Origin of the sequence: Nocardia sp. FBN12 (genome assembly GCF_050320175.1) — a bacterium.
Taxonomy (GTDB): Bacteria; Actinomycetota; Actinomycetes; order Mycobacteriales; family Mycobacteriaceae; genus Nocardia.
This window is the reverse complement of sequence record NZ_CP190048.1, coordinates 4,666,151-4,681,331: the sequence shown is the minus strand read 5'-3', so window position 1 is coordinate 4,681,331 and position 15,181 is coordinate 4,666,151. Positions and strand designations below refer to the sequence as shown.

Annotated in this window: 15 protein-coding genes; 5 read left to right on the top strand and 10 right to left on the bottom strand. The window is 68.0% G+C overall.

Translation table 11 applies throughout. The features are described 5' to 3' along the window. Position 1: 1 nt before the first annotated feature. Genes ACQHI0_RS22190 through ACQHI0_RS22165 form a run of 6 tightly spaced genes read right to left on the bottom strand, consistent with a single transcriptional unit; the run spans position 2 to position 6,495 of the window. Positions 2-1,399 (bottom strand): FAD-binding protein, encoded by a 1,398-nt coding sequence (locus tag ACQHI0_RS22190; RefSeq protein ID WP_427903760.1) that lies wholly within the window; start codon positions 1,397-1,399, stop codon positions 2-4. 52 nt (positions 1,400-1,451) lie between these two features. Further along, entirely contained in the window at positions 1,452-2,093 is a 642-nt protein-coding gene (locus ACQHI0_RS22185) for an ABC transporter ATP-binding protein (RefSeq protein ID WP_427903759.1), read from the bottom strand. Further along, a complete protein-coding gene (locus ACQHI0_RS22180; protein WP_427903758.1) occupies positions 2,093-3,076 on the bottom strand; it encodes an ATP-binding cassette domain-containing protein in 984 nt (327 codons plus the stop codon). Before ACQHI0_RS22180 ends, ACQHI0_RS22185 begins: the two co-directional genes overlap by 1 nt. Continuing rightward, entirely contained in the window at positions 3,073-3,927 is an 855-nt protein-coding gene (locus ACQHI0_RS22175) for an ABC transporter permease (RefSeq protein ID WP_427903757.1), read from the bottom strand. Before ACQHI0_RS22175 ends, ACQHI0_RS22180 begins: the two co-directional genes overlap by 4 nt. Beyond that, positions 3,920-4,951, bottom strand: coding sequence for an ABC transporter permease (locus ACQHI0_RS22170; protein WP_427909256.1), 1,032 nt, complete (start codon positions 4,949-4,951; stop codon positions 3,920-3,922). Before ACQHI0_RS22170 ends, ACQHI0_RS22175 begins: the two co-directional genes overlap by 8 nt. Beyond that, positions 4,912-6,495: an ABC transporter substrate-binding protein gene (locus ACQHI0_RS22165; RefSeq protein WP_427903756.1), complete on the bottom strand. Its 1,584-nt coding sequence runs from the start codon at positions 6,493-6,495 to the stop codon at positions 4,912-4,914. Before ACQHI0_RS22165 ends, ACQHI0_RS22170 begins: the two co-directional genes overlap by 40 nt. A gap of 95 nt (positions 6,496-6,590) precedes the next feature. Between ACQHI0_RS22165 and ACQHI0_RS22160 the strand changes: the two genes are divergently transcribed. Further along, complete coding sequence (locus ACQHI0_RS22160; RefSeq protein WP_427903755.1) at positions 6,591-6,923, top strand: ArsR/SmtB family transcription factor; 333 nt, start codon at positions 6,591-6,593, stop codon at positions 6,921-6,923. A gap of 31 nt (positions 6,924-6,954) precedes the next feature. On the opposite strand, the gene ACQHI0_RS22155 is transcribed toward ACQHI0_RS22160, so the two are convergent. The 3 genes from ACQHI0_RS22155 to ACQHI0_RS22145 form a co-directional block, all read right to left on the bottom strand. Beyond that, positions 6,955-7,398: a hypothetical protein gene (locus tag ACQHI0_RS22155; protein ID WP_427903754.1), complete on the bottom strand. Its 444-nt coding sequence runs from the start codon at positions 7,396-7,398 to the stop codon at positions 6,955-6,957. Positions 7,399-7,471: 73 nt separating this feature from the next. Continuing rightward, positions 7,472-7,930, bottom strand: a complete 459-nt coding sequence (locus ACQHI0_RS22150) for a MarR family winged helix-turn-helix transcriptional regulator (RefSeq protein ID WP_427903753.1) — start codon at positions 7,928-7,930, stop codon at positions 7,472-7,474. 106 nt (positions 7,931-8,036) lie between these two features. After that, complete coding sequence (locus tag ACQHI0_RS22145; RefSeq protein ID WP_427903752.1) at positions 8,037-8,627, bottom strand: DUF4352 domain-containing protein; 591 nt, start codon at positions 8,625-8,627, stop codon at positions 8,037-8,039. 336 nt (positions 8,628-8,963) lie between these two features. Here ACQHI0_RS22145 and ACQHI0_RS22140 point away from each other — a divergent pair, with 336 nt between their 5' ends. The 3 genes from ACQHI0_RS22140 (at position 8,964) to ACQHI0_RS22130 (ending at position 13,819) form a co-directional block, all read left to right on the top strand. Continuing rightward, positions 8,964-10,898: an N-6 DNA methylase gene (locus ACQHI0_RS22140; protein WP_427903751.1), complete on the top strand. Its 1,935-nt coding sequence runs from the start codon at positions 8,964-8,966 to the stop codon at positions 10,896-10,898. Between the two features lie 133 nt (positions 10,899-11,031). Continuing rightward, positions 11,032-12,558, top strand: coding sequence for a serine/threonine-protein kinase (locus tag ACQHI0_RS22135; RefSeq protein WP_427903750.1), 1,527 nt, complete (start codon positions 11,032-11,034; stop codon positions 12,556-12,558). A gap of 169 nt (positions 12,559-12,727) precedes the next feature. Next, positions 12,728-13,819 (top strand): hypothetical protein, encoded by a 1,092-nt coding sequence (locus ACQHI0_RS22130; protein WP_427903749.1) that lies wholly within the window; start codon positions 12,728-12,730, stop codon positions 13,817-13,819. Here ACQHI0_RS22130 and ACQHI0_RS22125 read toward each other — a convergent pair. Next, entirely contained in the window at positions 13,816-14,133 is a 318-nt protein-coding gene (locus tag ACQHI0_RS22125) for a hypothetical protein (RefSeq protein WP_427903748.1), read from the bottom strand. The two genes, ACQHI0_RS22130 and ACQHI0_RS22125, sit on opposite strands and share 4 nt — an antisense overlap. Positions 14,134-14,311: 178 nt before the next feature. Between ACQHI0_RS22125 and ACQHI0_RS22120 the strand changes: the two genes are divergently transcribed. Beyond that, positions 14,312-15,166, top strand: coding sequence for an Ig-like domain-containing protein (locus tag ACQHI0_RS22120; protein ID WP_427903747.1), 855 nt, complete (start codon positions 14,312-14,314; stop codon positions 15,164-15,166). Positions 15,167-15,181: the final 15 nt, after the last annotated feature.

Genomic DNA, 15,181 nt, shown 5'->3' with positions numbered 1-15,181 from the left:
ATCATTGTCGCGCTCCTGTGACCAGCTGTAACCGCCGGGAAAGATCGGACGCGAAGACCCGCTCCGGGTCGACCCGATCCCGGATCTGCCGCCATTCACCGAGCCGCGGATACATTGTCGCGATCATCTCCGGCGTGGTCCGTGATTCCTTCGCGAAGTACAGTCGGCCACCGGCCGCACGTACCCGTTCGTCAAGGTCTACGCAGAACCGGTCGAGCCCGCTGGTCAGTGCGAAGTCCAAGCTCAGCATGTATCCGGGATGCGGCCATGACAGTGGCGCCGGGTTGCTCGGGCCCATTCGTTTGAAGACGTTGAGGAACGAGTGGTGCCCGGACTCGGCGATGGCGCGCACCGTGTCGGCCAGCTGCTGCTCGGCCCCGTACGGCATGGAGAACTGATACTGCAGGAACCCACGCTTGCCGTAGGCCCGATTCCATTCGCCGAGCAGATCCAGCGGGTGATAGAACTGCGTCAGATTCTGGATGCGGCCGCGCGCCCGCCGGGGAAAAAGGCGATGTGCGGCCTCGGCGGCAATGCGGGTGGTCACCGCGTTGACCATCCCGTTCGGAAAGATATCGGGCACTGTGAACAATTGTGGCGCATCGAAGTTCAAGGGTTTGCTGCGCAATTTCACCGGCAACTGATCGACCGTTGCGAGGGACCCTCGGCTGAACCCGGCCCGCCCGAGCTTCGCCCCGGTGGAAATGGTGTCCGGCACCGACATCGAGTAGTCGTATCCGTCATCGGACCCACCGGTCAGCAATTCCATCGTCTCGTCGAGGTCGCGCGTCCGGTCGTTGTCGACGAGGAAATACGCGGTCTCGGTGTGCTTCAGCCGAATTCGTGTCCTGACGACGATCCCGGTGAGCCCCATGCCACCGACCGTCGCCCAGAACAGCTGCGCCTGCGCCCCTTCCGGCGCCAGCGTTCGCACCGACCCATCGGCGGTCAGCAGGTCCATCGACACGACGTGATTGCCGAAGCTGCCCTGCGAATGATGGTTCTTCCCATGGATGTCCGCACCGATCGCGCCACCGACCGTCACCTGCCTGGTCCCCGGCAAGACCGGCACCCACAGCCCGAACGGCAGCGCGGCCTTCATGAGAGTGTCCAGACTGACGCCCGCGTCGACCTCGACGATCCCGCTGTCCGGATCGATGCTGTGGATGCGGTCAAGCGCGGTCATGTCGACGACCAGTCCACCCGCGTTCTGCGCCGGGTCCCCGTAGCTACGTCCGAGCCCGCGCGCGATCACTCCGCGCGGCCCCGCGGTCCGCACCCGCTCGGCGATCACCGCGATGTCCGGCGTGCGCAGCACTTCGGCGACGGTCGGTGCGGTGCGCGCCCAACCACTGAGGCTGCGGCAGGCGACGACTGGATTACCCTGCGTGAATGTCACAGGGGCTCACGCTAAAACGGATTCCTGAGCGCAGCCTGAGGTAATCGTGCGGTTATTGCGGAGATACCGGCCGTGCGGCGAGTGTGCCCTCGCGCATCGTGGCGATCCGGGTGCAGGCGGCCGCGAGGAGGGCTTCGTCGTGGCTGATCAGCAGGACGCCGAGGTCGTCGCTGGCGTGGTTCATGACCAGGCGGACAATGGTGGCGGTGGTGGCCGCGTCGAGCATGGCGGTGGCTTCGTCGAGGATGAGGTAGCGGGGGTGCTGGGCCAGGGCGCGGGCCAGGCAGGCGCGTTGGAGCTGGCCGTCGCTGAGGGCGTGTGGGCGGCGGTCGAGGAGGTCGGGGGTGAGGCCGACGGTGCTGATCAGGGCTGCGAGATCGGGCGGCGGGGTGCGGCGGATGCGCGCGGGTTCGGTGATGATCTGGGCGAGGGTGAAGTGCGGATTCGTTGCGGCACGGGGGGATTGGAAGACCATGGCGATGGCGCCGCGGGCTTGTCGGGGTGGGTGCCCGTCGACGGTGACCGTGCCCGAGGTAGGCGTCAGAAGTCCCGCCATCGTTCGAGCGAGCGTGGTTTTCCCCGATCCCGAGTCGCCGGTGATTCCGACGATCTCGCCCGGGGCGATCCGCAGGTCGACCCCGCGAAGGACGGGTTCCGCGTCGTAGCCCGCGGTGATGGCGTCGGCGATCAGCATCAGGACCTCAACTCGCGAATCATGCGCTCCCGCTGTGGAATCAGCTGCGTCGGGCCACCCGCGTAGGGGCAGATCTCGGTCAGATTCGTCAGCGCTCGCGGGGGATGGGGGAGTGGGTGCAGGCCACGTTCGGGCAGGGCGGCGAGCAGGTCGCGGGTGTAGTCGTGCCATGGATCGTCGAGTACTTGCGCGCCGGGACCGACCTCCATCAGGCGTGAGGCGTACATCACCGCGACAGTGTCGGCGATGTCGGCGCGGATCAGATGCCCGAGATCGTGGGTGATCAGCAGGACCGCGGCACCACCATCAGCGCACTCGCGCAACAGCTTTCCGATCTGGTCGGTGTGGGAGCGATCGAGCCCGGAGGTGGGTTCGTCGGCGATGATCACGTCGGGGTCGCCTGCCAATGCGGCCGCTACGGCTGCCCGCTGGGCCATGCCGCCGGAGAGTTCGTGGGGGTACAGGTCGAGCGCGGTGGGGGACAGACCTGCCCGTTCGACGAGGTCAGCGGGGGTATGCGTGGTGCCGAGTGCGGCGATCGCCTCCGCGAGCTGCGAGCCGACGGTGCGTACCGGGGTGAAATAGGTGCTCGGCGACTGGGGTACGAGGGCGATATGACGGCCGCGATAGGGATCGTCGCCGGTGAGAATATCGATCGGCCCGTCGCTCCGGCCCGAGCCGGTGATTTCGGCGGCATCGTGGGAACGGCCGGTGCCCGCGCCGGGGCCGGGCCGGGGCAGTGCGGTGTCCGCCGCGCGCGTGCCCCGACCGATCAGGCGAACGGTCCCGGTCGTGCTGGCCTCGTGGGGCAGCACCCCCATCACCGCACTCGCGACAATCGACTTCCCGCAACCGGATTCGCCGACGAGCGCGGTGATCGAGCCGGCCGCGATGTCGAGGGACAGGTCGGTCACCGCGTGCACCACAGCTGTGCGACTCACCGGAATGCGCACGGTCAGCGCGTCGATGGACAACTGGCTCATCGCGGCATCCTCGAAGGTTTCGGCGGGGCGAGCAGTCCGCGCAGTGACGACCCCGCGACAGCCACCGCCACTGTCGTCAGCACCAGGAACCCCGCGGGAAACATCAATGTCCACCACCCGCCAAGTAACAGCGACGTGCGCGCTTCCTCCAGCAGGGTGCCGAGGCTTGGTTCGTGCGGAGGCAAACCGAACCCGAGGAACGACAGCGTCGACTCATGCCAAATAGCATGCGGCAGAAGCAGAACCACCGCGATCAAAGCCTGCGGGGCGACGGCGGGCAGCAGATGCCTGAGCAGCAGGTGCGTGCGACTCGCGCCTGCGAGCACCGCCGCGGACACATACTCGCGCTCTCGCAGACTCAAACTCTCCGCCCGCACGATCCGCGCCACCTGCACCCAGTGGGTGAGCCCGATCGACAACACCACCGCCACCGCGTTGCCACGGAACAGCGCCACGATCACAATCCCGAGCAGCAGATGCGGCAGCGCGTTCGCGGTATCGGCGAACCGCATCACCACCCGATCCACCCAGCCACCGGCCAGCGCCGACACCGCGCCGACCAGCACCCCGATCACCGTCGACACCGCCGCCGCGCACGCCGCCACGATCAGCGAGGTCCGCAACGCCGCCGCGATCCGCACGAACAGCGACCGCCCCGCCGAGTCGGTCCCGAACCACCACTGCTCCGACGGCGCCTGCCGCGCGCTCGCGAAATCGGTCAGCCGATCGTCGACCCCACCGGCCCACGGCACGATCACGGCATACAGCACCACCGCGACCAGGACCGACAGCGCGAGAAACAGCCGTCGCGCACCAGGTCCGCGCTCGAGGTCGCGCCACCGCTCACCCATCGGCGCGCACCCGAGGATCGAGCAGCACCACCGCGACGTCGGCGAGCAGCGACCCGAGCATCACCGCGCACGTCGTGCCGACCGTGAGCACGGCCAGCAGCGCCATATCGAGATCCTTCGCCGACTGGACGAACGCCCCCGCGATCCCCGGCCAGGAGAAGATCTCCTCCACCAGCACCGCCCCCACCACGACCTCCGGCAGCCGCGCGCCGAGGATCGTCACGAACGGGGCCAGCGACGACGGCAGGATGTGCCTGCGGGTGATCGTCGCGGTATCGATGCCGCGCGTGGCCGCCCCGACCACGAAATCCTCACCGCGATTGCCCGACACCGACTCCCGTACCGCCAGCAACAACCACGGCACCTGCGAGACGGCCAACGCGGCGGCGGGCAAAACGAGGTGTCGCACCACCTGACCGAACCCGACCTCGGCCCCGGCATCGGTGAGCCCCGCGGGCGGCAACCAGCCGAGACCCACCGCGAACACCGCGATCGCGGCCAGCGACACCACGAACGGCGGCAGCCCTTGCATCATCACGCACGCCGCGGTGACCAGCCGGTCGACCAGCCCACCACGGTGCATACCCGCCCAGACACCCGCACCGAGCGCGACCGCGACAGCCACGCTCATCGCGACCACGACCAACAGCGCTGTCCACGGAAGCCGTTGGGCGAGCAAGGTGCTCACCGGTTGCGCGAACCCGCGCGAAACGCCGAGATCGCCACTGAACAGGTCGCCGATCCACCGCCCGTACAGCTGGTACCACGACGCGTCCAGTCCGAGTTGACCAGTGAGCAGCACCCGATCCGTCGCACTCGTCGTCTCGTAGCGAGCACCGAGATATCCGACCAGCGGATCGAACGGTGACAGCGCGGCGGCGGCGAACAGGGCGGCCGATACGGCGGCGAGTACCGGAATCAATGTCACCAGGCGCCACCCGACCATCGCCCGGAGGCCGCGCCCGCGAAAGCGGCTGCGCCCCATCAGCGCGTCCACGTCTGTAGTGACCACCACGGTCCCCAGGTGACGCCGTGCGCGTGCGGCTCGAGGATCGGTCCCGACATCTGCCAGGACGAATCCTTCACCACATACGTGTGATCGAGATGCACCAGGAACACGTGGCTCGGGTCCTGGGCGTACCGGCTCTGAACCTCGCGGTACGCGGCGGCCCGCACGACGGGATCCGTACTGCGCCGCGCGGTGTCGAGTTGTGCGTCGATCGCGGGATCCGCGTGCCGGCTCGCATTGTCGTACGGGCTGCCCGCGCTCGGATCGAGGAGCGGCGAGTGCAGGGTGTTGTAGGCCTGGGTGTCGGGATCGTAGGGCTCGCTTCCGCCGCCGAGCAGAATCGCGGCCTGCGCGATCCGCGGCTCGATCCGGTCCCAGGACAGCGCTTCGAGATCCACCTCGATACCCACGCGCCGCGCATCGGAGGCGAAAGCCATGGCCAGATCGCGGCGCAACGTGTCGGTGGAGTTGTACATCACGGTGAATCGCGCGCGCACACCATCTTTCGCGCGCACACCGTCGGCGCCTGTCCGCCATTCCGCACTGTCCAGGATCTGCTCGGCTCGGGCGCGATCGAATGCGAAAGAGACTGCCGGGTTGTGGGATTCGCCGTAGACATCGGCAATGGGTGTGTAGGCCGGGCGGCCGTAACCACCGAGAATGTTGTCGATCATTCCCTGACGGTCCACCGCGTAGTTCAGTGCCAACCGGACAGCGGAGTCCCCGGCAACGGGATCGTCCTCGGGCATTGACACCCCACGCCAGTCCGCGGAGGTGTTGGCCCGCACAGTCATTCGATTCCCGAACGTCGCGGCCAGCAGGGGCGGCAGCGATGTCCCGTCGAGTTCACCGCTGGCCATCCGCTGCGCACGGGTGTTGTCGTCGGGCACGTAGAGAACCGTCAGCCGCTTGACCGAAGGCGCACCACCCCAATAGGTCTCGTTCGCCTCGAACACCGCCCGCGTCGGCTCCAACGAGGTGAGCCGATAGGGGCCGGTGCCGATCGGGGCGGTATTGAGCGGCGATTCGGTCGCGGGCCCTGGCGTTGCGACGGCTTCCGACGGAACGATCCCGATCAGCAGCTTGGCCGGGAACGCGGCATACGGATGACGCAGGGTGAACCGCACCGACAGCGGATCGACAGCCTCGACCCGCTCGATCATCGAAAACGACGACCGCACCTCCGAGGCGGACGCCGGATCCAGAATCGCCCGATAGGTCGCCACGACATCCTCGGCATCGAACGCCGACCCGTCGCTGAACCGCACTCCGGGGCGCAGCGGCGCCGTCCACACGGTCGCATCGGCGTCCGGCGTCGGCAGCGCGGTGGCCAACGCGGGGGCGAAGCCGGGCACGCCGGTGCCGCCGGTCAGCCGCAGCAACCCGTCGTAGATCTTCGCCTCACCGGCGGCTCCGTACCCGGCGACCGGGTTGTATCCGCCCAGCTCAGCCGCATCGGCGAGCACCAGCGCATCGGTGGACCCGCGCTCGGGCGCACCGCACGATGTCAACGCGATCGCGCACGCGACCCCCACAGCGATCAGCGGCCGAACGCGCATCCATCATCCCAACTTGTGTTTATCTGAACAGATGGACAGATGATAGTCGCGGGCAGTGCCACCGTGTCCACTCGGCGATTAAGCTGGGCACCGCTATGGGAGAGCCACGCACACTGCACGGGTCGCCGGTCGAACTCGGCCGTCGCGCGATCGGCGATGTCGAGATCCGGGACTGGGCGCAACGCTTCGACCTACTGTCCGACCCCGGCCGCCTGGAAATCCTGCTGTGCCTGCACCGCTCGCCCGGCATCAGCGTCGGTGAACTGGCCGCGGCGATCGGCCGCAACGAGAACGCGATCTCCCAGGCCTTGCGCGTGCTGCGGCACGAGGGTTGCGTCACCTCGAGCCGTGAAGGTCGTTCGGTCACCAACCGGCTCACCGACCCGATCATCCACGAAATCCTGCACACCATCGGCGCCAAGCACTGACGTCGAAATCCACTCCGCGGTGTGCTGGAGTTCAGTTGGCCGACCCGGGACGGACGATCATGAGAACGACCACGGCCGTCCACAGCAGGTTGTAGATACCCGCGAGCATGGCCAGCATGCGCAGGCGCTTGCCGTCGTCGGGCTTGTCGAGGGCATCGCGCTGCATCGGAACGATCTGCACGGCGAGTAGTCCGCCCGCCACCGCGGTGGTGATCATCGCGGTGGTGATCCAGATTTCGTTCATCCGGCCCTGGATCGTGGCCAGCACGATGCCGATCACCGGCACGATGATCGCCAGTTTCGCGTAGCTCCTGGTGATCCGGTGCATGGCGACCGCCACCGGCACACTGCGGATCGCGTCCGGGTCCGGTCCCGTGACCGGCGCGTATCGAGGAAAAAGACTGGCGGCGACTGCTGAGCCGCCGACGAAGACGATGCCCGCGAGCACATGCACGGACAACAGGACGTGTTCCAACTACCGACTCCCTCCGACCTTCAATGTGCTTGAAGCCTAGCTCGAGCTTCAGTCAAATTGAAGGTCGGATTCGTCACGCCTGGGGGCGGGGCGGGATTTCCCCGGCGAACGCGTCGACGATCGCCGCGCCGACCCGCCGCAGAATCGGATCCGATTCCGCCCCGAACACCTGAATATCGACCCGCGCCACCGCTTTCCGTGCCTCCGCGAGCAACTCCGACCCCGCCGCCGTCAACTCGATCGCCGACGCCGAACCCGCCCGCGCGGTCCGATCCTGCACCAGTCCGGCACCCACCAGGCCCTTCACTGCAGCATGCACACTCTGCACACTCGTCCCCGACATCCGCGCCAACTCGCTGAACGAGGCCCCCGGCACGCCATTGATATGCCCGAGCAACCCCAACCGGGCCACCGTCAGATCCAGCGCCGCCAACTCCATCCCCAGTGCCGCCTCCACCCGCCGCGACATCGTGATCACCAAAATGCTCGGGCTCATAGCCGGTGGTCCAGGGCGCTCGTTCTCGGTGGTCACCAACCCATTTTCCCGTACGAGACCGCGATCGTCGTGTTCCGGGCGGTAGACGGCGCGAAACGGATTCGGGCCCAGCGGGTTCGCTGAGCCCGAATCCGGTGCGGGATCACTTCAGGGCGACGCGGGTTCCGTCGGAGAAGGCGGAGTCGTGGAATTCGATCGCGGTGGGGACGGTACCTACCGGGACGTCGAAGACGAGGACCATCGAGGTCTTGTTGCCGGGGTTGATTTCGGCGGAGAGCTGGTCGTTGACGTTGATCTCGGCGGTGGTGTCGTTGGCGAACTCGCGGCCCTGATCGTCGATCAGCTTCTGGTTCGAGCCGAAGTAGCTCTGGGCGACATTCGAGGTATTCGCGACGTCGACATAGACCAGGACGAATTCACCCTGCGCGGTCTTCTGCAGGAACTGATTGTCGCCGACGGTCGTGACCGGCGGGTCCACCTTCGTCACCGTGAATCCGAACTTGCCGTCGCGCACCTCGGTGCCCGCCGGCGCCGCGACCGACTTGCTCTCCTCGACCTTGGCGACCTCGTTGGCTGCCGTGCCGATCACAGCCACGCATCCGCCGAACAGGACGAGCACGGCAAGGACGAACCCACCGAGCACCCACGGCCACACCTTCTTCTTGCGCGGTGGCTGCGGGTAGTAAGGCTGCTGCGGGACGCCGGGACCGGCGGGGTACTGGGGGTTGGTCATGATGATCTTCCTTCTCTGGGAAACGCCCTCGGTCGCCATGGCTCCGGTTGTGCTGGGCTGCTGATGGCATGACTGATCGCGGCCCGAATGGGCCGTCCGGTGCGGGACTGTGGATCGACGAATGGTGCTGCGAGAGTTGTTGTCTCGCAACCGTATTCCTGCGTCGGAGACTGGCGTTCGAGTTGTTGCCGCTCCGTTGAGAAGGACGCTACACGTCCGTAACGCCAATAGCAACAAGGAAACAATGTTTTCACTGTGGACGTTGAAAACATGTGTACTGACGTCGGGTTATGTCAATGAAGGTGTGTAAGGTTTGACCTTGACCAGAGGAGACCTATGTCAGACTCGACCCCCACCGTCGCCGCCGCCGAGATCTCCCGGCTGGCCGGTGTCACCCGCGCCACCGTGAGCAACTGGCGCCGCCGACATGCCGATTTCCCCGCGCCGGTGCCGGGGGGCTCCGAATCGCGGCCACTGTTCGACCTCGCCGAGGTGCAACAGTGGTTGCGCGGACACGGTGTGACCGCGGCGGACTCGCCGGTGCAGCGGCTGCGTACTGTGCTGCGCTCGGAGGTCGCGCCCGAGGATGTCGCGGGTTTGATGGCGTTCGTGGCGGACCCGGCGAGCAAGGCGAAGGGCGCGGCGCACAAGGCAGTCCGTGCGGCGATCGGGGAGGTCGGCGTGCAGCAGACCCTCGCGGTGCTGGCCGAGCGTGGACTCGACGGTCCCAGCACCGGCGTCTACCCGACCGATCAACCCGTGGCCGCGTTGATGGCCGACGTGCTCGCCGCGTCCGCGTCGCCCGCCCCGCGCTCGGTGCTCGATCCGGCCTGCGGTGGGGGCACCCTGTTGCTCGAGGCGTCCCGGATCGGCGCCGAGCAGCTCGACGGTCAGGACATTCTGCCGGTCCAGGTGAGTCGTACGGCCGCGCTGCTCAGCACGCTGGCACCCGGGGCCGCCGCGGATATCCGCGTGGGCGATGCCTTGCTCGCGGATGCGTTCACCGATGTCGAGTTCGACGCGGTGCTGTCGAATCCGCCCTATTCACAACGAGATTGGAGCGCCGACGAACTGGCGCTCGATCCGCGCTGGGTGTATTCGGTACCCCCGCGCAGCGAATCCGAACTCGCCTGGGTGCAGCACGCCATCGCCCATCTGCACCCCGGTGGCACCGCTGTACTGCTGCTCCCGCCTGCCGTCGCGGCCAGGTCGTCGGGTCGCCGGATACGCATGGAACTGTTGCGGGCGGGCGCGTTACGTGCCGTGATCGCCCTGCCACCCGGCGCGTCGACACCGCGTCAGGTGGGGCTGCAACTGTGGATCCTCCGTCGCCCGGGCAAAGGGAATCCGAACGACACGCTGCTGTTCGCCGACACCACCCGCTTGCCCGATCATGGTGGAGATCAACCGGATTGGCACGTGCTCGCCGAAACCGTCGTCAACGCGTGGCATGCCTTCGACAGGGGTGCGGACGCCACCGTGCCCGACGTCACCGCCGTGGTCCGGGTGATGGACGTCCTCGACGACGACGTCGACCTCACGCCCGCCCGCCAGGTACGCGCCGCCGTCGACCCCGACAGCGCCTCGGCTTCGGCGCGCGCCGCCATCGGCCAGCTCGGCGAGAACCTCACCGAGCTGCACTCCGTCGCCGACGCTGTGCGCGAATGGGATTCGGCACCGGGCACCGTGTGGCGCTACGTCGCCGTCGGCAACCTGATCGCGGGCAAGGCCGTGCGCATCGTCACGAGCAGCGCCGACACCGCTGCCGGCGACGCCCCCCAGCGTCCCGTCCTCACCGGCCACGACCTCCTCGACAGCCGCGCCCCGTCCGGCCTCACCGCTCCCGGCGTCGCCGTCGGCGACCCGATCGAGGAAGGCGACATCCTGGTCTCGCGCCTACGCGACGACCACGGCGCCGCCCAGGGCTCCCGCGTCGCCGAAGGCACCGATATCGGCGCCGTCCCCGCCCCCGGTGTCCTCGTCTTCCGCACCGACCCCACCCGCATCGACCCCTGGTTCTTCGCCGGCTTCATCGGCAGCCCCGACAACGCCGCCGCCATGTACGGCACCACCACCATCCGCCTCGACCCCGCCCGCCTGCGCATCCCCATGCTCCCGCTCCCCGATCAAAAGGCCTACGGCGAAGCCTTCCGCCGCCTCCACCACCTCCGAGTGACCGCCCACACCACCGCCACCGCCGCCCACCGAGCCGCCGACCTCATAGCCACCGGCCTCACCGCGGGAGCTCTGGAACCCCACCCCGAAGGCTGATCGACGTCGCACGCGACCTCTGGCGACGGCCACCTGCGAGACAGGTGCTGATGCATCGGCTGCCTCGACGACCCCCCGCCGGGGCGCAGTATTGTGCGGGGGTCTTGTCGGGCGGTGGGCTGGAGGTTTCCGGGTGCGGGAGGTTATCGACGGGCGGTATGAGATCACCGGGGCGTTGGGGGCTGGGGGGATGGGGGAGGTTCTGCTGGGGTATGACGTAGTGCTGGATCGGGCGGTGGCGGTCAAGCGGATTGCGGTGGGGCAGTTTGCTTCTCGGGGGGATTTGGCTGAGGAGTTCGTGGCGCGGTTTCGGCGGGAGGCCAGGGTGACCGCGCGGATTCGGCATCAGGGGGTGCCGCAGGTTTTCGATGCGGTGCTCGACCAGGGTGCTGAGAGTGTGTATTTGGTGATGGAGCATATCGAGGGGGTGACGCTGCGGGATTGTTTGTCGGGGGTGGGGGAGTTGCCGATCGAGTGGGGGGTTGCTGTTGCGGCGCAGATCGCGACGGTTCTGTCGCATGCGCACGTGTTGCCGGTGGTGCATCGGGATTTGAAGCCGGCGAATGTGCTGGTGGCGGGGGACGGGACCGTGAAGGTGATCGACTTCGGGATCGCGGCGTTGCTCGATGGGAGTACCAGCCGGATCACCAGGACCGGGTCGGTGCTCGGGACGGCCGCGTATATGTCGCCGGAATTGGTGAACGGGCAGGACGTGGGGCCGCGGGCCGATCTGTACGCGCTCGGCTGCATCATGCACGAGATGTTCAGTGGGCGGCGCGTATTCGAGGCTCGGTCGGAGTTCGATACCTACAATCGGCATCTCGCCGATGCGCCGACACCCTTGCGTGTGTTGCGCCGCGAGATCCCCGGGCAGATCGAACAGCTGGTCTTGGAGCTGCTCGCGAAGGATCCGGCCGACCGGCCCGCCACCGCGCGGGCTGTCTACGACCGCCTACTGCCGTTCTTCCCTGGACCGGGAACGACCGAATGTTCCACTCCGGCTGGATATCCGGATCCGACCAGAATCTTCCGCCGCCCCAACCCGCCCGCCGACATGGCACCCGCGGCGCCACGCCCCGCGCCCGGCAAGCCCGCCGCCGCGACGGGCGGCCTCGCCGACGTCGCCGCCCGCTACCGCGAACTGTGCGAACTCGGCCGATTCGCCCAGGCCGCCGAGGCATTGGTCACCGTCGTCGACGAGGCCGAGCACCGCTACGGCGCCCACAGCCGCCAACTCGGCGAACTGCACCGCGACATCGCCACCGCCTTCGCCCACAGCGGCGAACACCGCCGAGCCCTGGCGGAATGGGAACGCGTCGAGGCGATCGAACTGCGGGCAGGTGCCACGTCCGGCAGCCGGATCTGGCGGGCGCGGGTCGCCGCGATCGAGTGTCGCGCCACCCTCGGCGACCTCAGCGCGCCCGCGGCAGTGGACGAGCTGTACCGGCTGTTCGGTGAAATACGTTCCGTCGAAGACGAATTCAGCGACGATGCCGTGCACGTTCGGCTGGCCATCGCGGAAATCCTGCCCGCAGTGGGTGATCGGTCCCGAGCGGAACGGTTCCTCGCCCAGCTGCGCACCGACCTCGAAGTGCTCCGGCCTGCGGAAGATCCAGTCCGTCGGCGAGTCGAGCAGCTGGTCGCCGAACTCCGCCGCTGACCGGTTCGGGTGCACCTACCGCACCGACCCTGGATCTGGCGGGCACTACCGGTGACACGCAGACCCTGTCCGACCAGCCGAGTATGCTCCTCGCATTCGCCGACGGGGGAGCGCGTCGGGTGTCGGGTGCGGCCGCGATCGGGCAGTTCGCACGGAAGTGGAGTGCCAGGTGCGGTGGTTCGGCAGGGTCGGATGGGTCGTCGGGCTGATAGCCGGCGTCTTCGGCGTGCTGCTCGGGGCGACCGGCTACTTCAGCGGCATCGGTAACGCGAGTACGCCCGAGATCGTCCTCGCGGTCGGATTCCTGGTCGCGGGCACCGCACTCGCGAGCGTGTCGATCTGGCAGCTCGTGGTGAGCGACCGGCACAAACGCCGAACGTTCACCCACGACAGCCCGCGCTGGGATCCCGATCGTGGGGTGCATCAGCACAGGTACGGAAAGCCGACCGATCCCGGTGCGCCCCAGCAGGGTTACGGGCAGCCGGGTGCGGCGGGTCATGGTATGTCCCACCACGGATACGGCCCACCGGCCCCCGCGCAGCCCCGCCCGGAAACCCCCGCGAACCCGTATCCACAGGTGCCGAATCCGCCACCGGCACCCCCGTACCCGGCGGCGTACACCCCACCGTCGGCCCCGATTGCGCCCACCGTCGCCCAAACCCCCGACTGGCAGACTCGCACCCGCACCGCCCACCACTGGCTCCCCACCGGCATCCCCTACGCGAGCGCACCCACCAGCGTCCTCGGTTCCCCCGCCGACCTCGACCGCGACAGCTCCGCCACCATCCCGCTCCGCGTCCGCGACGCCGTCCGCGAAACGATCGCCATCGAGGGCCCGATCGAGCGAAATCAGCTGGTAGCGCGGGTGGCCCAGCGATTCGGTGTGCGCAAACCGTCGGAGAAGCAGCAGATCTGTGTCCTCGGCGAGGTGCCGGAATCGCTGATGCGCGCAACCTCATTGGGCGTTTTCGTCTGGCCGTCGGACCTGGACCCGGCAACCTGGCGCGGCTTCCGGTTCACCCCACCGACCGTGTCGCGCGCCATCGACACGATCTCCGCCGAGGAAATCGTCAACGCGATCACCCAGGCGGCGCACCGTAATCGCGCCACTTTCGACGAGATCGTCTGGGCGACGCTCACGCAATTCGGCCACGAACGCACCGGTGCCGCGGAGGACCGCATCGAAGCCTGCCTGACCGCGGCGGTGCGGCGTGGACGCCTCGCCCGCGACTCCGGCGGCCGCTACCGCGCACTGACCTAAGCGGGCAGCGCGGGCAGGGTGCGCTCGTGGGTGACCTCGGGGGAGACGGTGATGATGTCGCAGGCGGCGACGATGCGATGGGGCAGGTCGGTGCCGAGGTGGGTGAGGCTCGGGGTGACGATCGCGGCGGCCTCGGTGGTGGTGACCACGTCGAGCAGGCGGCCGATCGGATCGGCGGTGCGGTCGCTGAAGACGACGGTCTTGGTGAAGCGGTAACCCAGACGCTCGGCTAGGGAACGGATCTGCGTTTCGTCCCAGGACTGAGCGACACCTGAGATGTCGCGGCGCAGGTACCCGATCGCCGGTGGCTTCATGGGCATGACGGTACCGGCGGACCGTGTCGAGGTTGTGAACGCGAGCGAACGCGAGTCGAATTCGAAATCTGAATGAGATCTATTTCTGATTTGGATCCGGCGGCACCGAGGGCGTGATCTACTGCTCGCCACTCGGGCGAATCAGCGCGAGGGCGTTCGGCGTACTTGGAGACAGATGATGGTGGACAGAAGAGTGCAGCGGGTGGCCGCGTTTGCCGCCGCGGCAGGGCTGGCGATGGCGGCCTTTCCCGGATCGGCCGCGGCCGCCCCGGGAACGATCACCTGGGACGACGGCAACAGCCGCTTCACCCGGACGGTGTCGAATGCCAACCCGGTCGTCGGCGACACGATCACCGTGACGACGAAGTTCGAGCGCACCGGGATCCCGGTGGAATACCTCTACTCGATCAAGGACCTGCACCCGGCGTGCCTGTCCCCGGTCCCGGGCTCGGCGAAGATGTCGGGTGACGTCGTGCAGATCGACACGTCGTCCTCGGACTGGATCCGGGCCGAGTTCGGCGTCACCAAATACCCGGTGTACCCGAACATCTCGCCGAAATCGCAGACCTTCGAGATCCAGTACAAGGTCGGCGTGAACTGCGCCCGCGATACCCCGCTGCCCACATCGATGCACTACGGCGGGTCGCTCGGCGACGGCATCTATCAGGCCAAGGGGCCTGCCATCACGGTATCGAGCGACGCCGTGTCGAGCACCACCCTCACCGACGTATCGGGTGCGCAGGTCGGCAAGGCCATCACGCTGGAGGCGAGCGTGAGCCCGGCCGCGGCGGGCGGCACGGTGCAGTTCAAGGCGGGCGACAACGTCCTCGGTGACATCCCCGTCGGCGCGAACGGTAAGGCGAGCATCGTCTGGACGCCGGGCGCCGCTGGTTCCTACAACATCGGCGCGGCCTTCTCCGGGCGCAGCGGGGTGGCGAGTTCGTCGACCACCAAAACGGTGAGCGTGGCCGAGGTGCCGACCGACGGTGGCGATGGCGGCGGCGGCCTCGATACCGGGTCGTTCAGCTTCTAGCGAGCCTGTCCGGCA